Here is an 18,946-nt window from a genome sequence, read left to right on the forward strand (position 1 = left end):
CGTGGTGCCTCATGCCGACGCCGAGCGGAGCGAGGTGGCGGCATGACCGAGGAGTGGACCTTCCCGGCCTCCTTCGCCCAGGAGCGGGTGTGGCTGGCCAACCAGCTCGACGCCGACTCGCCGGTCTTCAACATCGCTGTCCCGATGCGCTTCCCGGTCGGCGTCGACGCGGAGAGCGCCACCGGCATCGTGAACAAGATCCTGGCCCGGCACGAGTCGCTCCGGACCCACCTGCGGGTCGACGACGGCGCCCTGGTGCAGGTGGTGCGGGCCCACGAGCCCGTCACGCTGCCCACCGTGGACCTGAGTCACCTGCCGGAGGCGGAGCGGCTCGCGGCGCTCGACGGGCTCCGCACGGAACTGGCCCGCACGCCGATCCCGCTGGACGCGCCGCCGCTGTGGCGGGCCCGGCTGGTCTGCCTCGGCGACACCTGGACGGTGGTGTGCGTGGTGCACCACGCGGTCTTCGACAGCCACTCGGCGGTGCTGCTCCAGCAGGAGCAGCAGGCGTTCACCGAGGCCGCGCTGACCGGCGGCGAGCCCGCCGTGCCCGACCTGCCCATCCAGTACGCCGACTTCGCGGTCTGGCAGCGCGACCAGCTCACCGGCGCGGAACTGGATCGCCAGCTCGCCTTCTGGACCGGCCACCTGGCCGGCGCGCCGGCGGTCACCGGCCTGCCGCTGGACCGGCCCCGCCCGGCACAGCTCGGCTTCGCCGGCGACGAGGTGCGCTTCGACCTGCCCGCCGGGCTGTTCGACCGGGTCAGGACCGTCGCGGCCGGCGCGTCGGCCACGCCGTACATGGTGCTGCTGGCCGGTTTCGCGGCGCTGCTGTCCCGGATCTCCGGCGACACCGACCTCGTGGTCGGGGTCTCCACCGCGGGCCGGGACAGCGCCGAGGTGGGCCCGCTGATCGGCATGTTCGTCAACCCGGTGGCGCTGCGCTGCGACGTCTCCGGCGACCCGACCTTTGCCGAACTGCTCGGCCGGGTCCGCGACGGCCTGGTCGACGCGATGGAGCACGGACAGACGCCGTTCCAGAAGATCGTCGAGGCGATCGCCCCGCAGCGCGACCCGTCGGTGCAACCGATCTTCCAGACCGCGCTGAACTTCATTCCCGACTCGGGCCTGGACCCGGTGGAACTGGGCACCACCAAGGATGACCTGGCGTTCGACATCGCCACCGACGAGGGTCGCCTGGTCTACCGGAGCGAGCTGTTCGACCGGGCCAGCGCCGAGGCGGTCGTCGACCGGTACGTCCGGCTGCTCACCGCCGCCGTCGCCGCCCCGGACCGGGCCGTCGCCGCGTTACCGCTGCTCGCCGACGCCGAACGCGACCTGGTGCTCGGCCTCGGGCCGGACGCCGCGCCCGAGGTGCCGCCGGCGACCGTGGTCGACGAGGTGCAGCGGCAGGCCGCGGCCACCCCGGACGCCGTCGCGCTGCTCTGCGACGGGGTGTCGCTGACGTACGCCGAGCTGAACGCCGCCGCCAACCGGCTCGCCCGGCTGCTGGTGACCCGCGGCGCCGGCCCGGAGGCCCGGGTGGCGCTCGCCCTGCCCCGCTCCCACGAGCTGCTGGTGGCGATCCTCGCGGTGCTCAAGACCGGCGCGGCGTACGTTCCGATCGACACCGCGTACCCGGCCGGGCGGATCGCCTACCTGGTGGAGGACGCCGAGCCGGCCCTGGTGGTGGCCACCCCGGACACCGCCGCGCTGGTGCCGTCCGGGGCGCTGGTACTGGACGCGACCGCGGGCTCGGACCAGCCCGACGCCGACCTCACCGACGCCGACCGGGTCGCCCCGCTGCGCCCCCACCACCCCGCGTACGTGCTCTACACCTCCGGCTCGACCGGGCGTCCCAAGGGCGTGGTGGTGGAGCACCGGGCGGTGACCGCCTACCTGGCCTGGGCCCGGCACACCTACCCGGGACTGTCCGGCACGGCGCTGCTGCACTCGCCGGTCTCCTTCGACCTCACCGTCACCGGCCTGCTCGGCACCCTCACCGCCGGCGGCACCGTCCGGCTCGCCGCGATCGACGCCCCGGCCGCCCGGGTCGGTGGCCGGCCGACCTTCCTCAAGGTCACCCCGAGCCACCTGCCGCTGCTGGACGGCGAGCTATCGCCCACCGTCGACCTGGTGATCGGCGGCGAGGCGCTGACCGGCGAGCAGCTCGCCACCTGGCGGGCCGCCCACCCCGACGTCGCCGTCATCAACGAGTACGGCCCGACCGAGGCCACCGTCGGCTGCGTCGCCGCCCGGATCGCCCCCGGCGAGCCGGTCCCGGCCGGCCCGGTGCCGATCGGCACGCCCACCTGGCACACCCGGGCGTTGCTGCTCGACGCCGCCGGGCAGCCGGTGCCGCCGGGCGTGGTCGGCGAGCTGTACGTGGCCGGCCCGCAGCTCGCCCGCGGCTACCACCGTCGCCCCGGCCTCACCGCCGAGCGCTTCCTGCCCTGCCCGTACGGGTCGCCCGGGGAGCGGATGTACGCCACCGGCGACCTGGCCCGCCGGCGTCCCGACGGCAGCCTGGAATATCTGGGCCGCCGCGACGACCAGGTCAAGGTGCGCGGCATGCGAATCGAGCTGGGCGAGATCGAGACCGCCCTGCTGGCCCACCCGGACGTCCGGGCGGCCGCCGTGGCGGTGCGTACCGACTCCGGCGAGCCCACCCTGGTCGGCTACCTGGTCGGCCCGGCCGACGAGGAGTCGGTCCGCGCCGCGCTGGCCCGGGAGCTGCCCACGCACCTGATCCCGGCGGCGCTGGTGCGGCTCGACGCGCTGCCGCTGACGCCGAACGGCAAGCTGGACCGGGCGGCGCTGCCCGCCCCGGCCGCCACCGTGCCGGCCGAGGACGCCTACCTCGCCCCGCGCACCGAGGCCGAGACCCTGGTCGCCGAGGTGTACACCGAGATCCTCCAGGTGGAGAAGGTCGGCGCCCTGGACGACTTCTTCGCCCTTGGCGGCAACTCGCTGCGCGGCATGCGGGCGATGGCCCGGATCCGGGCCGAGGTGGACGTCGAACTGCCGATGCGGGCGCTGTTCAGCAGCCCCGTGGTGGCGGACCTGGCGGCCCAGATCGAGCAGCGGATCGCCGCCGAGCTCGACGGGCTCTCCGACACCGAGGTCGCCGCGCTGCTCGCGGCGGAAGAGGAACGCAACTGATGACCGACCTGAAGGATCCGACCCGGGAAGCGGCCCGGCAGGCGCTGATCGCCAAGCGGCTGCGCGCCCGCCAGGCCGCCCCCGCGGCCCGGATCAGCCCCCGGCCCGCAGACGCCGAGGTGCCGCTGTCGTACGCCCAGGAGCGGGTCTGGTTCATGGACCAGCTCGCCCCGGGCGAGGCGGCGTACCACATCCCGGTGCCGCTGCGGGTGCGCGGCCCGCTCGACGTCGACGCGCTGCGCGCCGCGCTGGCCGCGCTCAGCGCCCGGCACGAGTCGCTGCGTACCCGCTTCCCGGCCGATTCGGACGGGCGCCCCACCGTGGTGGTGGAGGAGTTCGTCGAGGTGCCGTTGACCGTGGTGGACGCCGCCGACGAGGAGGCCGCGCAGGCCCTGGTCGAGGCGGCCGCCGCCGAACCGTTCGACCTGGCCCACGGGCCGCTGCTGCGCGCCCTGCTGATCCGGCTGGCTGACGACGACCACGTGCTCTTCCTCGGTCAGCACCACATCGTCGGCGACGGCTGGTCGGTGGACGTGCTGCTGCGCGACCTGATCACCCTGTACCGGGACGGCGAGCTGCCCACCCTGCCCGTCCAGTACGGCGACTTCGCCGTCTGGGAGGCGCAGGAGCTGGACGGTCCGCAGGCCCGGGCGCACATCGACTACTGGAAGCAGCGGCTCGCCGGGATCACCCCGCTGGAGTTGCCGCTGGACCGGCCCCGTCCGGCCACCCAGACCTACCGGGGCGACTTCGTCGAGTTCCGGCTCGACCTGGCCACCACCGACCGGCTCAACGCGCTCACCCGGGCCAGCGGCGGCACGCTGTTCATGACGCTGCTCGCCGCGTACCAGGTGCTGCTGGCCCGGCACGCCGGCCAGGACGACTTCGCCGTGGGCGCGTCGGTGGCCGGCCGGTCCGCGCCGGAGCTGGAGAACGTGGTCGGCATGTTCATCAACATGCTGCCGCTGCGGGCCGAGCTGGCCGGCGACCCGACCTTCACCGAGCTGCTGGAGCGCACCCGGCGCGGTGTGCTGGACGGCTTCGAGCACGCCGAGGTGCCGTTCGCCAAGGTGGTCCACGAGCTGGGACTGCCTCGCGACGTCAGCCGGTCGCCGGTGTTCCAGGCCATGTTCGTGCTGCAGAACTACGAGATGGGCCGCTTCCGAGAGGTCTCCGGCGCCGACGACGTGCGCTTCGCGTGGACGCCGATGGAGCTGCAGGCCACCCGGTTCGACTTCGAGCTGCACGCGGTGGAGACCGTCGAGGGGCTCTGGGGCAAGCTGGTCTTCAACACCGACCTGTTCACCCGGGACACCGTCGAGCGGATCGCCCACCGGTGGACCACCCTGCTGACGTCGGTCGTCGCCGCACCGGACACTCCGGTCTCCCGGCTGGAGCTGCTGCCCGCGCCGGAACGGGCGCTGCTGGCGGCCTGGAACGACACCACCGCCGACTTCCCGCGTACGCAGACGCTGCACGGTCCGATCGAGGAGCGGGCCGCCACCACCCCGGACGCGGTCGCGGTCACCATCGACGGCAACAGCCTGACGTACGCCGAGCTGAACGCCGCCGCCAACCGGATCGCGCACCGGCTGCGCGCCGCCGGCGTCGGCCCGGAGACCCTGGTCGGGGTCTGCGCGGAACGCTCCCTCGAACTGGTCGCCGGCCTGCTCGGCGTGCTCAAGGCCGGCGGCGCGTACCTGCCGTTGGACCCGGAGTACCCGGCCGACCGGCTGGCCTTCATGGTCACCGACGCGGACGCGCCGGTGGTGCTGGTTCAGCAGCACCTGCGCGAGGTGCTGCCGGACACCGCCGCCACCGTCCTTGCCCTCGACGACGCCCCGGCCTGGGCCGACCAGCCGACCACCGACCCGCAGCCGGTCGCCGGCCCCGAACACCTGGCGTACGTCATCTACACCTCCGGCTCGACGGGCCGGCCCAAGGGGGTGCCGAACAGCCACCGGGGCATCGTCAACCGGCTCGACTGGATGCAGAAGACCTACCGCCTCGGCGCCGACGACGCGGTGTTGCAGAAGACGCCGGCCAGCTTCGACGTGTCGGTGTGGGAGTTCTTCTGGCCGCTGCGCGAGGGCGCCCGGCTGGTCCTGGCCAAGCCCGGCGGCCACAAGGACGCCGGCTACCTGCGTGACCTGCTGGTCGCCGAGCGGATCACCACCACGCACTTCGTGCCGTCCATGCTGACCGTCTTCCTCGCCGAGGACGGGATCGAGGCGGCCACCGCGCTGCGCCGGGTGATCTGTTCCGGCGAGGAGCTGCCGCTGGCCTCCGCGCTCGACTTCACCGCCCGGTTGCCCTGGTGTGGGCTGCACAACCTGTACGGCCCCACCGAGGCGGCCATCGACGTCACCGCCTGGCCCTGCGACCCGGCCCGCCTCGCCGGGCTGACCGGGGTGCCGATCGGCGCGCCGATCGCCAACCTGCGCCTGCACGTGTTCGACCCGGCCGGCAACGAGTGCCCGGTGGGCGTCGCCGGTGAGCTGCACATCGGCGGCGTCGGGCTGGCCCGCGGCTACCACCGCCGGCCGGCGCTGACCGCCGAGAAGTTCGTCCCCGACCCGTTCTCCGGCGAACCGGGCGCCCGCCTCTACCGCACCGGTGACCTGGCCCGCTGGGTGGCGCCACCGGCGCCGGGGGAGACCGGCGTCATCGAGTTCCTCGGCCGGATCGACCACCAGGTCAAGCTGCGCGGACTGCGCATCGAGCTGGGCGAGATCGAGAGCGCGCTGCGCGAGCAGCCCGGGGTGACCGAGACGGCGGTGATCGTCCGCGAGGACAGCCCCGGCGACAAGCGGCTCACCGCGTACCTGGTCGGCCCGGCCGAACACGCCGCGCTGAAGGCCGCGCTGAAGGACAGCCTGCCGGAGTACATGGTGCCGGCCGCGTTCGTCACGCTGGACGCGCTGCCGCTGACCCCCAACGGCAAGCTCGACCGCAAGGCGCTGCCCGCGCCGGTGGTGACCCGCGAGGCGTCGGTGGCGCTGGTCGAGCCGCGCGACGACACCGAGCGCACCCTCGCCGCCATCTGGTCCGAGGTGCTCGGCGTCGACACCCTCGGCATCGACGACGACTTCTTCGACCTGGGCGGGCACTCGATGCTCGCCACCCAGGTGGTCGCCAAGATCCGGAAGGCGGAGCTGGGCGGCCGACCCGTCGGGGTGATGGACCTGTTCCAGCAGCGGACCATCCGCGAGCTGGCCGCGTTCATCTCCGGTGACGCCGCCGAGGACGGGCCGCGCCGGCTGCTCTACGAACTGACCAAGCCGGTCCCCGCAGGCAAACGGGTGCTGTCCTACGTCTGCGTCCCGTACGGCGGCGGCAGCGCGATCGTCTACCAGCCGCTCGCCGACGCCCTGCCGGCCGGGCACACCCTGTGGTCGCTCGCCATCCCCGGGCACGACGTCGGCCTCACCGAGGACGCGCTGCCCTTCGACGAGCTGACCACCCGGGTCGCCGAGGAGATCCTGGAGCGGGTCGAAGGGCCGATCGCCCTCTACGGCCACTGCGGCGTCGGCAGCGCCATCGTCGCGGAGGTGGCCCGCAAGGTGGAGGCGGCCGGGCGGGACCTGGAAGCCGTCTACATCGGCGCTATGTTCCCCTTCGCCCGCCCCAAGGGCCTCTTCGCGAGCATGCGTAACCGGCTCGAACAGCTGCGCAGCAACAAGCACTACGCCAGTTGGCTCAAGTCGATGGGTGTGGACACCGACGAGCTGGAGCCGGAGCAGGCCGACCGGATCATCAGCAACATGCGGGCCGACTCCCGCGCCTCCGAGGAATACTTCACCCGGCTGCTCGACCAGCAGGCGACCAAGCTGCGCGCGCCGATCATCTCGGTGGTCGGCTCCGAGGACCCGGTCACCGACTACTACCGCGAGCGGTACGCCGAGTGGCAGTTCCTCAGCGACACCCTCGGGCTGGTGGTCCTCGACCAGGCCGGGCACTTCTTCCTGAAGTACCGCGCCGAGGAACTGGCCGAGATCGTCACCCGGGTCCACCCGGCGGTGGCCGCCGGCGACATCGCGGCGCTCACCCCCGAGGCTCGGGGCGAGGACGCCGGCTGGGCGGCCTTCGACCGCCTACGCGTCGGCGAGGCGGCGGAGCCGGCCAAGGCGACGGTCAAGCCGAGCATGGCCCGGTTCCTCGCGATCACCATCGGTCAGCTCGTCTCCAGCACCGGGTCCGCGCTGACCTCGTTCGCCCTGCCGATCTGGTTGTACAACCGGACCGGGTCGGTGGCCGACCTCGGCCTGCTCTGGGCGCTCGCGCTCATCTGCGGCGTGCTGATGCTTCCGATCGCCGGCGCGATCGTCGACCGGGTCAGCCGCCGCCGGATCATGATGGTGGCCAGCTCCATCGCCGGGTCGATCCAGCTGGTCCTCGCCGTGCTGCTGTGGACCGACAACCTTCTGCTCTGGCACATCTACATCCTGGTCGCGCTCAGTTCTGTCGCCGGGTCGTTCCAGCGGATCGCGCTCCAGTCGGCGGTGCCCCAGCTCGTGCCGAAGCGCTACCTCGGCCACGCGATGGGCATCACCCAGCTCTCCACCGGCGTGGCCACCCTGCTGATGCCGGTGTTCGCGGCCGGCCTGCTCGCCGCGATCGAGCTCAAGGGCATCCTGCTCGTCGACGTGGTCAGCTACGTGGTCGCGGTGGCCACCCTGGCCGTGGTCCGCTTCCCCGACCTGCTCGGCTGGCGGCCCCGGGAACGGCTGCTGGTGGCCATCGCCAACGGCATGCGCTACTCCTGGCGCCACCGAGGCTTCCGGCTGATGCTCGGCTACTTCGCGCTGGGCAACATCTTCCTCGCCCCCGCGCTGGTGCTCGCCACCCCGCTGGTGCTCTCCTTCGGCACCCCCACACAGGTGGCGCAGGTGGCCCTCGCCGAGGCGGTCGGCGCGGTGCTCGGCGGCGTGCTCATGTCGCTGTGGGGCGGCCCACGCCGGCGGCGGATGATCGGCGTGCTGGTCGCCAACCTCGGCACCGCGATCGGCTGCGTCCTGATCGGCCTGGACGCCTCGCTGGCGATGATCTGCGTCGGCATGTGCTGGCTGGCCATGGCGATGACCACCGCCCAGTCGATCTACGCGACGATCGTCCAGGTCAAGGTGCCGCAGCGCTACCACGGCCGGGTGTTCAGCCTCAACCAGACCATCGCCTGGTCGACGCTGCCCATCGGCTTCGCGCTGCTCGCGCCGGGAGCCACCGCCCTGTTCGAGCCGATGCTCGCCCCGGGCGGGTCGCTCGCCGGGTCGGTGGGCGCGGTGATCGGCACCGGTCCCGGTCGGGGCATCGGCTTCGCGTACGTCTGCTTCGGGGTGGCCCTCGTGCTGGTCACCCTCGGCGGCTTCGCGATCCGGCTGCTGCGCCGCTTCGACCTCGAGGTGGAGGACTCGCTCCCGGACGACCTGATCGGCGCCCAGGAACGGGAACGCCGCCTCGCCGCCCGCGCCGCCGAGCGCGAGCCGGTCTCGGCGTAAGGGAGGGCCCCTTCTCACGCGCGCGATGCGGGGGCCTCCGGCCATGCGGCCGGAGGCCCCCGCGCTCATCACCGCGTCGGCGGATCCGCCAGCTCGTCCTCGGGCAGCTCCGCTGGCTCGGCCACCCACGCCGAGTAGACCGGCAGGCCGTGCCAAGGGCCGCCCGCGCTGTCGGTGGCCACCGCCACCACCGCGTACGGGTGCCCGAACCGCAGCTCCGCCACCCGGGCGATACCCTCGGGCGGCAGGCCGGTCGCCACCATGAACGCGGTGACCGCAGCGGCCTCGAAGCCGTACCGCCCGTACCGGGCCACCGCCGACTGAACCGCCTCGTACGGCGGCTCCGACAGCCCCAAGAGAGCGCCGAGCGCCCGCGCGGCGACGCCGAAGCCGGCCGGGGTCAGGTTGTGCCGGCTCTCCGCCGACCAGCACGGCAACACCGCGTTGATTCGCTCCTGGCGGCCGAATGCGCGGACCGTTTCCTCCCGCAGCGTCCACAGCGGCGTGTCGCCCAGCGGCAGGTCGTACAGCGAGCGCCGGCCCGGCGCAGTCCCGTCCGGAGCGGTGGCCGCGCCGGCCGCGATCTTCTGGGCGGCGGCGAGCACGTCCGCCGCCGGCACATCCGGTGCGGCGGCCACCGAGACCACCAGCATCCCGGCCTTCCCGTCGGCGGCGGCCACCGGCTGGGCCGGCGCGGCGTGCACCGCCACGTCACCGGCCCGCGCGCTCGCCGTGATCCAGCACCGGTGACCGTGCCCCGGGGTACGCAGCACCCGCTTCAGACGGCCCGCCCAGGGGCTGCCCGGCCCGAGCTGGCCGGCGGGCGCCACCTGGAACGGCTCGGCCCAGGACACCTTCGTGGCCAGCGCGCTGGCCAGGATCAGCAGGACGTCCGGCGTGACACCGATCGGGAACCGGTCGATCAGGCCGTAGGTGTGTTCCCGTGCCCACGCGTCCAGCGTCGCCTGATCGGGCAGCGGCCCGGTCTGCGTCCGCTCCGGCAGGGTCGCCCGCCAGCCGGCCAGCTCCTCGAAGGGCGCCCGCTCCCACAGGGCGGTGGCCGCGGCGACCAGCGGATGCGGCGTGGCCAGCAGCGCGCGGGCCGCCACGGCGGCGCTGTCCACGTCGGTGCCGAGCGCCTCCGTCAGGGCGGCGCGGGTGTCGCCGGTGGCGGCGGGACCGGTGAGCGCGAGGAGCAGCCAGGCGCCGAGCGGGGAGGCGACGTGGTGCGCGTCCCCGGCGACGCGGTGCAGGCGCTCGGCGTACTGGGCGAGAGGTCCGTGGAGTGGGTTCATCACCTCACTGTGCCTGTTGGCGGTGCACTTCGTCAGGACCACAACTCAAACGGCTCGTCGATCTCCGCGCCGGCCAGGAACGCCGGCAGCAGTTCGGGCAGCCGACCCGGGTAGCAGCGCGGCCGGGAGGCGACGATCTCGGTCACCGGCCACCACCGGAAGCCGAAGTAGTCCTCCACCTCGTAGTCGAGTCGCTCGCCCTCGTCCACGTCTGGTCCCGGCCCGGGCAGCCGGACCGGCACGACCACCTCGTCCTGCAGGTGGCGCAGTTGACGATGGATGAAGCTGGCCCGCCGCCGCCAGGTCGGCGCGCCCACGTCCGCCGGCCCGACCGCGATGCCGGTCTCCTCGCGCAGCTCCCGTACCGCCGCCTCGACGTACGTCTCCCCGGGGTCGAGCCCGCCGCCGGGCAGCTCCCACCAGGTGCCGAGCCGGGGATGGTCCGGGTCACGGGTGTGGAACAGCAGCACCCGTCCGGTGTCGTCGAGCACCACCACCCGGACCGCGCGGCGCTCGATCACCGGCAGGTCGCGGGGCAGCTCCGGGGTCATCGCTTCCTCCAACGGGTCGGTGCCGGCCGGTCCACTCTGCGGCGATGTCGGTCGAGGTGGCCCCGCCGCCCAGTCGAGCAAAACGATGCTGGGGTCGGCCCGAGGACCGGCCCCAGCAGGGTCAGCCTGGCGGCGTCAGCTGCCGCAGTTGTCGTACCTGTCCCGGACACCGAAATAGTATTCCGGGCCGGACTTCATGAAACCCTCGTACCTTACGCAGCGACCGGCCACTTTGATTGCTGATCATGGGGTCTGTCCCGCCAGCCGTGGCCAGGAACGCGGTCCGGGAGGAGCGCGTGCGAGATAAGCTGCCCGCCGTGCTTGGTCTGTTGAGGAGTGTGGCGTCCCGGCTCGGCTGGATCACCGGGGGCGCGACACCGCCCGCCCCTACCGCCGGGCCCATCCCGGCCCAGGCAACCGGGCGTCGTCAGGTCGCCGCGCTGCAGCGGCGCGAGCTGTCGTACGCCCCGGAGCCGGACGGGCAGGCCGACCCGGGGGAGGTCGTCTGGACCTGGGTCCCGTACGAGGACGACCCCAGCCAGGGTAAGGACCGCCCGGTGCTGGTGGTCGGCCGGCAGGGCAGCACGGTGTTCGGGCTGATGCTCTCGAGCCAGAGCGACCGGGACGGCCAGCGGCACTGGCTCGCCCTCGGCCCGGGGGAGTGGGACCGGGACCACCGCCCGAGCTGGGTACGACTCGATCGAGTGCTCACCATGCGCGAGGACGGCATCCGACGCGAGGGCGCGGTGCTGGACCGGCCGCGGTTCGACCGGGTGGGCCAGGCGCTGCGCGCCGACTATGGCTGGCGCTGAGCGGGCGGCGCGTGGACGACCGGCTCGCCGCCCGAGTCGCCGAGCAGTTCGGGCTGACCCTGATCACGGCCGTGCCGGTGGGGTTCGGCGCGGATCCGACTGCGACGCTGTGGCGGGCCACCACCCGGGACGGCCACGAGTACGCGGTCAAGCTCAGCGGCGGCGGCACCCCGGCCGGGCTCGTGGTGGCCGCCGGGCTTGCCCGGCGGGGCGTATCGGGAATCCCGGCGCCGCTGGTCACCCGGGACGGGCGGCTCAGCGCCGGCCACGACGGACGCCGGCTCAGGGTGGTGCCGTGGGTCTCCGACGAGCGGGCCGCCGATGGCGGCATGCGCCCCGGCCACTGGCGTCGGTTCGGTGCGCTGCTCGCCGCCGCGCACGCGGTGCCGCTGGCCGACGAACTGGCCGGGCTGCCCCGCGAGGACCACACCCACGCCGCGATCGCGGCGGCGGTGCGGGAAACCGACCGGCGGTTGCACGCGGTGGACGGCTCGGCCGACCGGTGGACCCGGGAGGTGGCCGCCCACTGGCGGGCGGTCGCTGCCGACGCGGCGCGGCTGCTGGACCGGGTCGACCGGCTCGGCGCGGAGCTGCGGGCCTGCCCGGCCGAGCTGGTGGTCTGCCACGGCGACCCGCACCTGGGCAACGTACTGCTCGGCCCGGGCGGGGAGGTCTGGCTGGTCGACTGGGACGACGCGCTGCTCGCCCCGCGGGAACGCGACCTGATGTTCGTGTTCGGCGGCGGGCCGGCGTTCGCCTTCGACAGCCGGCTGGACGAGGCCGCCTTCCGTGCCGGCTACGGCCCGGTGGAGCCGGACCGGGTGCGGCTCGCGTACCACCTCGGGGTGCGGGCGCTCGACGACCTGTGGAGCTGGTCGGCGGAGGTGGCCGACGCCGGCCGGTCCGAGGCCGACCGGGTCCGGGCCCTGCGGATCGTGGAGGGGCTGCTCTCGCCAGCGGGTCTGGTGGGCCTCGCCCGCGGCGCGCTGCGCGACCTGGGCCGCTGGGATAGCTGACCGGCGCGGCCGCTCAGCACTCGGCCAGCTGTGGGGCGTCCACGAGCTGGCGGGGCCGCGCCGCGCCGACGCTCTTCGCCTGGTACATCGCCGCGTCGGCCCGGCAGAGCGCGTCGGCGAGCTGGGTCGGGCAGTGCACCGGGGCGAGCCCGACGGAGGCGGTCACCTGCACGGTGCGGGCGCCGAGCGGGATCGGCGCGGCGAGCGCCTCGCAGAGCCGCCGGGTGGCGTGCTCGATCCATCGCCGGTCGACGGTCGGGCTGGCCAGCAGCCCGGCGAACTCGTCCCCGCCGAGCCGGGCGACCAGATTGTCGCCGGCGAATGCGGACAGCCGTTGCGCCATGCAGACCAGCACCTGGTCACCGGCCGCGTGCCCGTAGTTGTCGTTGACCAGCTTGAAGTCGTTCAGGTCGAGCACGATCGCCACCAACGGCTCGCCCGCGGCGTCGGTGAGCAGCGCCGCGGCCAGTCGGTAGAAGGCGCGCCGGTTCGGTAGGCCGGTGAGTGGGTCGTGGCTGGCCGCGTGCCGCTCGGCTGCCAGCTCGGCCTGGAGCAGCTCGATCTCCGCCTCGGCCCGGAGCGCTCGGCGGCGTAACTGCCAGGCGGAAACGAGGGCGCCGGCGGCGGAGATACCGGAGGCGACGGTCATCGGATCCGGCACGCGCCCTCCTTCGCCCCACCCGTCGGCCCTGCCGGGCGGCATCGGGACCGACCGGGCCGGACCGGTGTTTTTCCTGGTCATAACCGGTGTCAGGGTGACCCACAGTAAACGGATGGGTACACCTCAATGCGTGTATCATGCTCGCTGTCCATTGCAGATGCAATAGCAGATGCACGTGCATTTCGATCCACAGTCGGCACGACCCCGTCGCCACTCACCGCTCCTCCCCGCGGCATCGGCGCCTCTGCACAGAAAGACGGCCCCATGCAGCAGCCCCAGAACGGCGTACCCATCAGTGAGCTGCCACCGCTGCGGTGGCAGAAGAGTCACCGGAGCAACCCGAGCGGCAACTGCGTCGAGCTGGCCGAGCTGCCCGACGGCACCGGCATCGCGGTGCGCAACTCCCGGCACCCCGAGGGCCCGGCGCTGATCTACACCGTCGACGAGATCGCCGCGTTCGTACTCGGCGCCCGAGACGGCGACTTTGACAACCTCATTGTCGGCCGTGCGTCCCGTCGACGGAACTGACTCGGCCATCCGGGGGAGTTCACCTCACTCAGGGTCCATGGCATGCTTACACGTCGGCCGGGCCTGAGGCGCGCGGCCGGAACAGTCGGCAGGCGAAGGACGACAGGTGACGACGGTGTCCGCCGAGCAGGGTCCGGCCAGCGGGCCGACAGTGCTGCGCATGCTGCTCGGGGCGCAGCTGCGCCGGCTGCGCGAGGGGGCCGGGGTGAGCCGGGAGACCGCCGGCTGGGAGATCCGTTCCTCCGAGTCGAAGATCAGCCGGATGGAGCTGGGCCGGGTCGGCTTCAAGGAGCGCGACGTCGCCGACCTGCTCACCCTCTACGGTGTCACCGCCGTTCAGGAGCGCGGCACGCTGCTCAAGCTGGCCCGCGACGCGAACAGCCCCGGCTGGTGGCACCGCTACGGCGACGTGCTGCCGACCTGGTTCCAGTCCTACCTGGGGCTGGAGGCCGCCGCTGCGCTGATCCGCACGTACGAGGTCCAGTTCGTGCCCGGCCTGCTCCAGACCCCCGAGTACGCCCGGGCGGTGATCCTGCTCGGCCACCGAGGTGCCGCGGCCGGCGAGGTCGACCGCCGGGTGAGCCTGCGAATGGAGCGTCAGCGGGTGCTGCGCCGCAGCGACCCGCCCCAGCTCTGGGCGGTGCTCGACGAGGCTGTCCTGCGCCGGCCGATCGGCGGCGTCGAGGTGATGCGCGATCAGCTCGACGCGTTGATCGAGGCGACCGCCGCGCCGCACGTCCGGCTGCAGATCGTCCCCTTCGACGCCGGCGGCCACGCCGCCGCGAGCGGCGCCTTCAGCATCCTGCGCTTCGGTGACGAGGACCTGCCGGACATCGTCTACATCGAACAGTTGACCAGCGCCATCTACCTCGACAAGCGCGACGACCTCGACTATTACGCGCTGGCCATGGCGCGGCTCTGTGTGGAGGCGGCGCCCCCGGAGCGGACCCGCGAGCTGCTCACCCGGATCCGCGACGAGCTCACCGCCGGCTGACCGGGTTCCCCATTGACCCTCGCCAGTTCGTGCGGGTAGTTTCTGAATCGATTCAGTTTCTGGATCGATTCAGAAGGGATTCCCGTGAAGCCGACCCTGCAGGACGTCGCGGACGCGGTGGGCGTGTCCCGGAGCACCGTCTCCAACGCCTACAGTCGGCCCGACCAGCTCTCGGCCGCCCTCCGCACGAAGATCCTCAATGCGGCGCAGCGCCTCGGCTACTCGGGCCCCAACCCGACCGCCCGCTCGCTGCGCCGCGGCGTCGTCGGCGCGGTCGGCGTCCTGTTCACCTCCCAACTGTCGTACGCCTTCACCGATCCGTTCGCGGTGCGCTTCCTCACCGGGGTCAGCGAGGCGGCCGAGCGGCACGGCACCAACCTCCTGCTGGTGGCGCTGCCCACCGAGCGGGCCCGGGTCCGCGCCGCCATCGACAACGCGGCGGTCGACGGCTTCTGCGTCTACTGCGCCGGCGACGAGGACTGGGCCCTGGCCGCCATCCGTGACCGAGGGCTGCCGTACGTCACCACTGCCCCCCGACCGGACGCCGGCCCGGCCGACCGCTATGTCGGCATCGACGAGCGGGCCGCCGCCCGGTCCATCGCCGACCACGTCGCCGCGCTCGGCCATCGCCGGGTGGCCCTCCTCGGCGACACCGTGCTGCCCGACGCCCCTTGCGGACCACTGCGTCTGGTCGGCCCGGCCGACGCCCCGCACCCGACGACGCGCGGCCGGCTCACCGGCTTCGCCGAGGCGTTCGCCGCCGTCGGCGTGGACTGGCCCGCCGTCACCGTGCTCAACGCCACCGGCAACAGCCGGGCCGCCGGTGCCGCCGCCGTCACCGCCGCCCTGGCCGGCGACCAGCCGCCCACCGCAGTGCTGGCCTGCTCCGACGTGCTCGCGCTCGGAGTGCTCGACGCGCTCGCCGAGGCCGGCCCGCGGCTGGCGCATCGCGTCTCGGTCACCGGCTTCGACGACATCGCCGAGGCTGCCTCCGCCGGGCTCACCACCGTTCGGCAACCGGGTGAGGAAAAGGGCCGCCTCGCCGCCACCCTGCTGCTCCAACCGCCGGCCGACCCGGCCGACGGACATGTCCTGCTCCCGACTGACCTCGTCGTTCGGACCTCCACCGGTCCCGCCCCAAGGAGTTGACCATGGAACACTCCACCGGATTCGTCTTCGCCGTCGACGCCGTGACGCGCCACGTCAACTCGGCCCGCCCCGACGCGCCGGTCCGCCCCGACCGGCCCGCGCGCCCCCGGCTGGCCCCCACCCGGCTGGCTGCCGCGGGCGCCCTGCGCCGGCTCGCCGATCTCATGGAGCCTCGCCCGGCATCCGCACCGTCCTGCTGCTCCTGACTCGCGCTCGACGGGGTCGTCGCGTGGCCACCACCGGACGACCCCAGCGCGGCTCCGCCCTCGGCGGGTAACCGGGTACCGGGTTGCTGCGGGGCCCGAGGCGCCAGGCAGACTGGATCACCATGTCGCCGTTCACGCCCGCCCTCCGGCTGCACGATCGGTACGTCCTGCACGAGCGCATCGGGCTCGGCGGGATGTCCGAGGTGTGGCGCGCCGACGACGAGGTGCTGCACCGCCCCGTCGCGGTCAAGGCCCTCGCCACGCAGCTCGCCGCCGACCCGCAGCTGCGCGCCACCATCCAACGCGAGGCCCGCGCGGCGGCTCGGCTCACCCATCCGCACGTCACCCAGGTGTACGACTACGCCGAGGCCACCTTGCCCGACGGCTCCCTGGTGCCCTATCTGGTGATGGAACTGGTGGAGGGGCACACCCTCGCCGACCGGCTGGCCGGTGGGCCGCTCGCCTGGCCGGAGGCGATCCGGCTGGCCGGTCAGGTCGCGGCCGCCCTCGCCGCCGCGCACCGGATCGGCGTGGTGCACCGGGACATCAAACCCGGCAACGTGATGCTCACCGAAACCGGCGCGAAGGTGCTCGACTTCGGCATCGCCACCCTCGCCGGGCCCCGGCACCCCCTCGCCGGCCAGACCGGTGAGCTGTTGATGGGCACCCCCGCATACTTCGCCCCGGAACGGATGAAGCCCGGCCCGCCGAATCCGGCCAGCGACGTGTACGCACTCGGCGCACTGCTCTACCGCACCCTCACCGGACGGGCCCCGCTGCCCGTGCAGACCTGGCAGGACGTGCTCGACGTGCAGGCCCGGCAGCCGCCCGTGCCACCGCTGCACATCCCCGGGCTCCCCGCCGACCTGGCCGAACTCACCATGGCCTGCCTCCGCGTGGACCCGGACCGGCGACCCAGCGCCGCCCAGCTCGCCACCCGGTTCGGCGCCGGCCAGCCGGTCGATCCGCCGACCGCGATCCTGCCCATGGTCACCCGGCCCGCGCACCCGCCGACGCTCATCGACCGGGCCGCCGCACCGGTGCGTCCGTCCGGGATCCCGCAGCGCCCGCCCGCCCGGTCGAACCGGCTCCTGGTCGGGCTGGTCGCGGCCGGGGTGGCGCTCCTGCTCGGGCTGGTCGGCACGCTGCTGCTCGGCGACCACGGGGGGTCGCCGCAGGGCGCCGGCGCGGCCACCACGGCACCCGCCGACGACCCGCCCGCACCGGATCCATCAGACGACGGGCCGGAGTCGGCTGCCCCACCGGAGGAGCCGGCCACCTCGACCCGGCCGGTGCCGGTCACCGCACGCCAACTCGCCGTCCAGCTCGCCGAACTTCTCGCCGAAGCGCAGGCCACCGGGAGGATCGACCGCAAGACCGCCGACGACCTGCGGAAGAAGGCCGCCGAGCTGGACCGCGGCAAGCCGAAGGATCGGGGCAAGCGCCTCGCCGACCTGCGCAAGAAAATCGACAAGGCCGCCGACGAGGGCAAGCTCGACGCCGGTGCCGCCGACAACCTGCAGGGGCTGCTCGACGTCTACGAGCAACTTCGCGGCGACGGCCGCGACGACGACTGACAGAGCCGCCCGGACGGTGTCGCCGGAGGGGGCGGCCGGGAAATCGACCGCCCCCTCCGCCCACTGTGGTCGCTCAGACCAGGCCGTGTGCGAGCATCGCCTCCGCCACCCGCCGGAAACCGCTGATGTTCGCGCCGGCCACGTAGTCGCCGGGCAGGCCGTACTCCTCGGCCGTGGACCAGCAGCGGGCGTGGATGTCGCGCATCATCTCCCGCAGCCGCTGCTCCGACTGGGCGAACGTCCACGAGTCCCGGCTGGCGTTCTGCTGCATCTCCATCCCGCTCACCGCCACCCCGCCGGCGTTCGCCGCCTTGCCCGGAGCGAACTTCACCCCGGCGCCGGCCAGGATGCGGACCGCCTCCGGAGTGGTGGGCATGTTCGCCCCCTCGACCACCGCGACACAGCCGCCGGCCACGAGCGCCGCCGCCTCCGCGCCGCCGATCTCGTTCTGCGTCGCGCAGGGCAGCGCCAGATCGCAGGGCACCTCCCAGACGCTACGACCGGAGACCGCTACCGCGCGCGGCAGGTGCTTGACGTAGTTGTCGAGCCGGACCCGGCGCTCCTCCTTCAGCTCGCGCAGCACCTCCAGGTCGATGCCCTCCTCGTCCAGCACGTAGCCGTCCGAGTCGGAGCAGGCCACCACCGTGCCACCGAGCTGGTGCACCTTCTCGATGGCGTAGATCGCCACGTTGCCCGAGCCGGAGACCACCACCCGTTTGCCCTCCAGGCTGTCCCCGGTCTGCCTCAGCATCTCCTCGGCGAAGAAGACCGCGCCGTACCCGGTGGCCTCGCGGCGCACCTGCGCGCCCCCGTACGCCAGGCCCTTGCCGGTCAGCACCCCCGACTCGTACCGGTTGGTGATCCGCTTGTACTGGCCGAACAGGTAGCCGATCTCCCGGGCGCCAACCCCGATGTCGCCGGCCGGCACGTCGGTCTCCGCGCCGATGTGCCGGTACAGCTCGGTCATGAAGCTCTGGCAGAAGCGCATCACCTCACGGTCCGAGTGCCCCTTCGGGTCGAAGTCCGACCCGCCCTTGCCGCCGCCGATCGGCAGGCCGGTCAGCGCGTTCTTGAAGATCTGCTCGAAGCCGAGAAACTTCACGATGCCCAGGTACACGGACGGGTGAAAGCGCAGCCCGCCCTTGAACGGGCCCAGGGCGCTGTTGAACTCCACCCGGAAGCCACGGTTCACCCGGACCCGGCCGCGGTCGTCCTCCCACGGCACCCGGAAGATGATCTGCCGCTCCGGCTCGCAGATCCGCTCGATGATCTGGGCGTGCGCGTACTCGGGGTGGTGGGCCAGGGCCGGGCCGATGCTCTCCAGCACCTCCCGTACGGCCTGGTGGAACTCGGGCTCACCCGGGTTGCGCCTGGCCACGTCTGCGAACACACTTTCGACCGTCTCCGGCATCGCCGACACGTCCCTTCCGGTTACCGGGCATTTGCCCGGTTGTCCTCACCGCATCGGTCCGCGCTGACCGTCACCGGATACCATAATCA

The 18,946-nt window shown here is 73.5% G+C and carries 13 protein-coding genes; 9 read left to right on the plus strand and 4 right to left on the minus strand.

Annotated features, from left to right (window positions below; all coding sequences use genetic code 11):
- The first annotated feature begins 42 nt into the window (after positions 1–42).
- Both AB0C02_RS16410 and AB0C02_RS16415 read left to right on the plus strand, forming a co-directional pair.
- Entirely contained in the window at positions 43–3,162 is a 3,120-nt protein-coding gene (locus AB0C02_RS16410; RefSeq protein ID WP_357548863.1) for an amino acid adenylation domain-containing protein, read from the plus strand.
- The gene (locus AB0C02_RS16415; protein ID WP_357548864.1) at positions 3,162–8,657 is read left to right on the plus strand and encodes an amino acid adenylation domain-containing protein; all 5,496 of its coding nucleotides are present in this window, start codon (positions 3,162–3,164) and stop codon (positions 8,655–8,657) included. The genes AB0C02_RS16410 and AB0C02_RS16415 overlap by 1 nt, the downstream gene beginning before the upstream one ends.
- Before the next feature lie 68 nt (positions 8,658–8,725).
- Here AB0C02_RS16415 and AB0C02_RS16420 read toward each other — a convergent pair whose 3' ends face one another.
- Both AB0C02_RS16420 and AB0C02_RS16425 read right to left on the minus strand, forming a co-directional pair.
- Complete coding sequence (locus AB0C02_RS16420; RefSeq protein WP_357548865.1) at positions 8,726–9,952, minus strand: hypothetical protein; 1,227 nt, start codon at positions 9,950–9,952, stop codon at positions 8,726–8,728.
- Between the two features lie 32 nt (positions 9,953–9,984).
- On the minus strand, positions 9,985–10,503 hold the full coding sequence (locus AB0C02_RS16425) for an NUDIX domain-containing protein (protein ID WP_357548867.1): 519 nt from the start codon (positions 10,501–10,503) through the stop codon (positions 9,985–9,987).
- 317 nt (positions 10,504–10,820) lie between these two features.
- Between AB0C02_RS16425 and AB0C02_RS16430 the strand changes: the two genes are divergently transcribed.
- The gene (locus AB0C02_RS16430; protein ID WP_357548870.1) at positions 10,821–11,315 is read left to right on the plus strand and encodes a type II toxin-antitoxin system PemK/MazF family toxin; all 495 of its coding nucleotides are present in this window, start codon (positions 10,821–10,823) and stop codon (positions 11,313–11,315) included.
- Between the two features lie 11 nt (positions 11,316–11,326).
- Positions 11,327–12,331, plus strand: a complete 1,005-nt coding sequence (locus AB0C02_RS16435; RefSeq protein WP_357548872.1) for an aminoglycoside phosphotransferase family protein — start codon at positions 11,327–11,329, stop codon at positions 12,329–12,331.
- A 13-nt stretch (positions 12,332–12,344) separates the two neighbouring features.
- Here AB0C02_RS16435 and AB0C02_RS16440 read toward each other — a convergent pair whose 3' ends face one another.
- Positions 12,345–12,992, minus strand: a complete 648-nt coding sequence (locus AB0C02_RS16440) for a GGDEF domain-containing protein (RefSeq protein WP_357548873.1) — start codon at positions 12,990–12,992, stop codon at positions 12,345–12,347.
- Between the two features lie 264 nt (positions 12,993–13,256).
- Between AB0C02_RS16440 and AB0C02_RS16445 the strand changes: the two genes are divergently transcribed.
- The 5 genes from AB0C02_RS16445 (at position 13,257) to AB0C02_RS16465 (ending at position 17,446) form a co-directional block, all read left to right on the plus strand.
- Positions 13,257–13,520 carry a DUF397 domain-containing protein gene (locus AB0C02_RS16445; protein ID WP_357548875.1) on the plus strand — a complete coding sequence of 88 codons (264 nt, stop codon included), beginning with the start codon at positions 13,257–13,259 and terminating at the stop codon, positions 13,518–13,520.
- A 106-nt stretch (positions 13,521–13,626) separates the two neighbouring features.
- Positions 13,627–14,514: a helix-turn-helix transcriptional regulator gene (locus tag AB0C02_RS16450; RefSeq protein WP_357548878.1), complete on the plus strand. Its 888-nt coding sequence runs from the start codon at positions 13,627–13,629 to the stop codon at positions 14,512–14,514.
- An 84-nt stretch (positions 14,515–14,598) separates the two neighbouring features.
- Positions 14,599–15,663, plus strand: coding sequence for a LacI family DNA-binding transcriptional regulator (locus AB0C02_RS16455; protein WP_357548880.1), 1,065 nt, complete (start codon positions 14,599–14,601; stop codon positions 15,661–15,663).
- A gap of 2 nt (positions 15,664–15,665) precedes the next feature.
- The gene (locus AB0C02_RS16460) at positions 15,666–15,869 is read left to right on the plus strand and encodes a hypothetical protein (protein ID WP_357548883.1); all 204 of its coding nucleotides are present in this window, start codon (positions 15,666–15,668) and stop codon (positions 15,867–15,869) included.
- Positions 15,870–15,991: 122 nt separating this feature from the next.
- The gene (locus tag AB0C02_RS16465) at positions 15,992–17,446 is read left to right on the plus strand and encodes a protein kinase (protein ID WP_357548886.1); all 1,455 of its coding nucleotides are present in this window, start codon (positions 15,992–15,994) and stop codon (positions 17,444–17,446) included.
- Between the two features lie 73 nt (positions 17,447–17,519).
- On the opposite strand, the gene gdhA is transcribed toward AB0C02_RS16465, so the two are convergent.
- Positions 17,520–18,857: an NADP-specific glutamate dehydrogenase gene (gdhA, locus tag AB0C02_RS16470; protein WP_357548888.1), complete on the minus strand. Its 1,338-nt coding sequence runs from the start codon at positions 18,855–18,857 to the stop codon at positions 17,520–17,522.
- Between the last annotated feature and the right edge of the window lie 89 nt (positions 18,858–18,946).

Source organism: Micromonospora sp. NPDC048999 (assembly GCF_040649295.1).
Lineage (GTDB): Bacteria > Actinomycetota > Actinomycetes > Mycobacteriales > Micromonosporaceae > Micromonospora.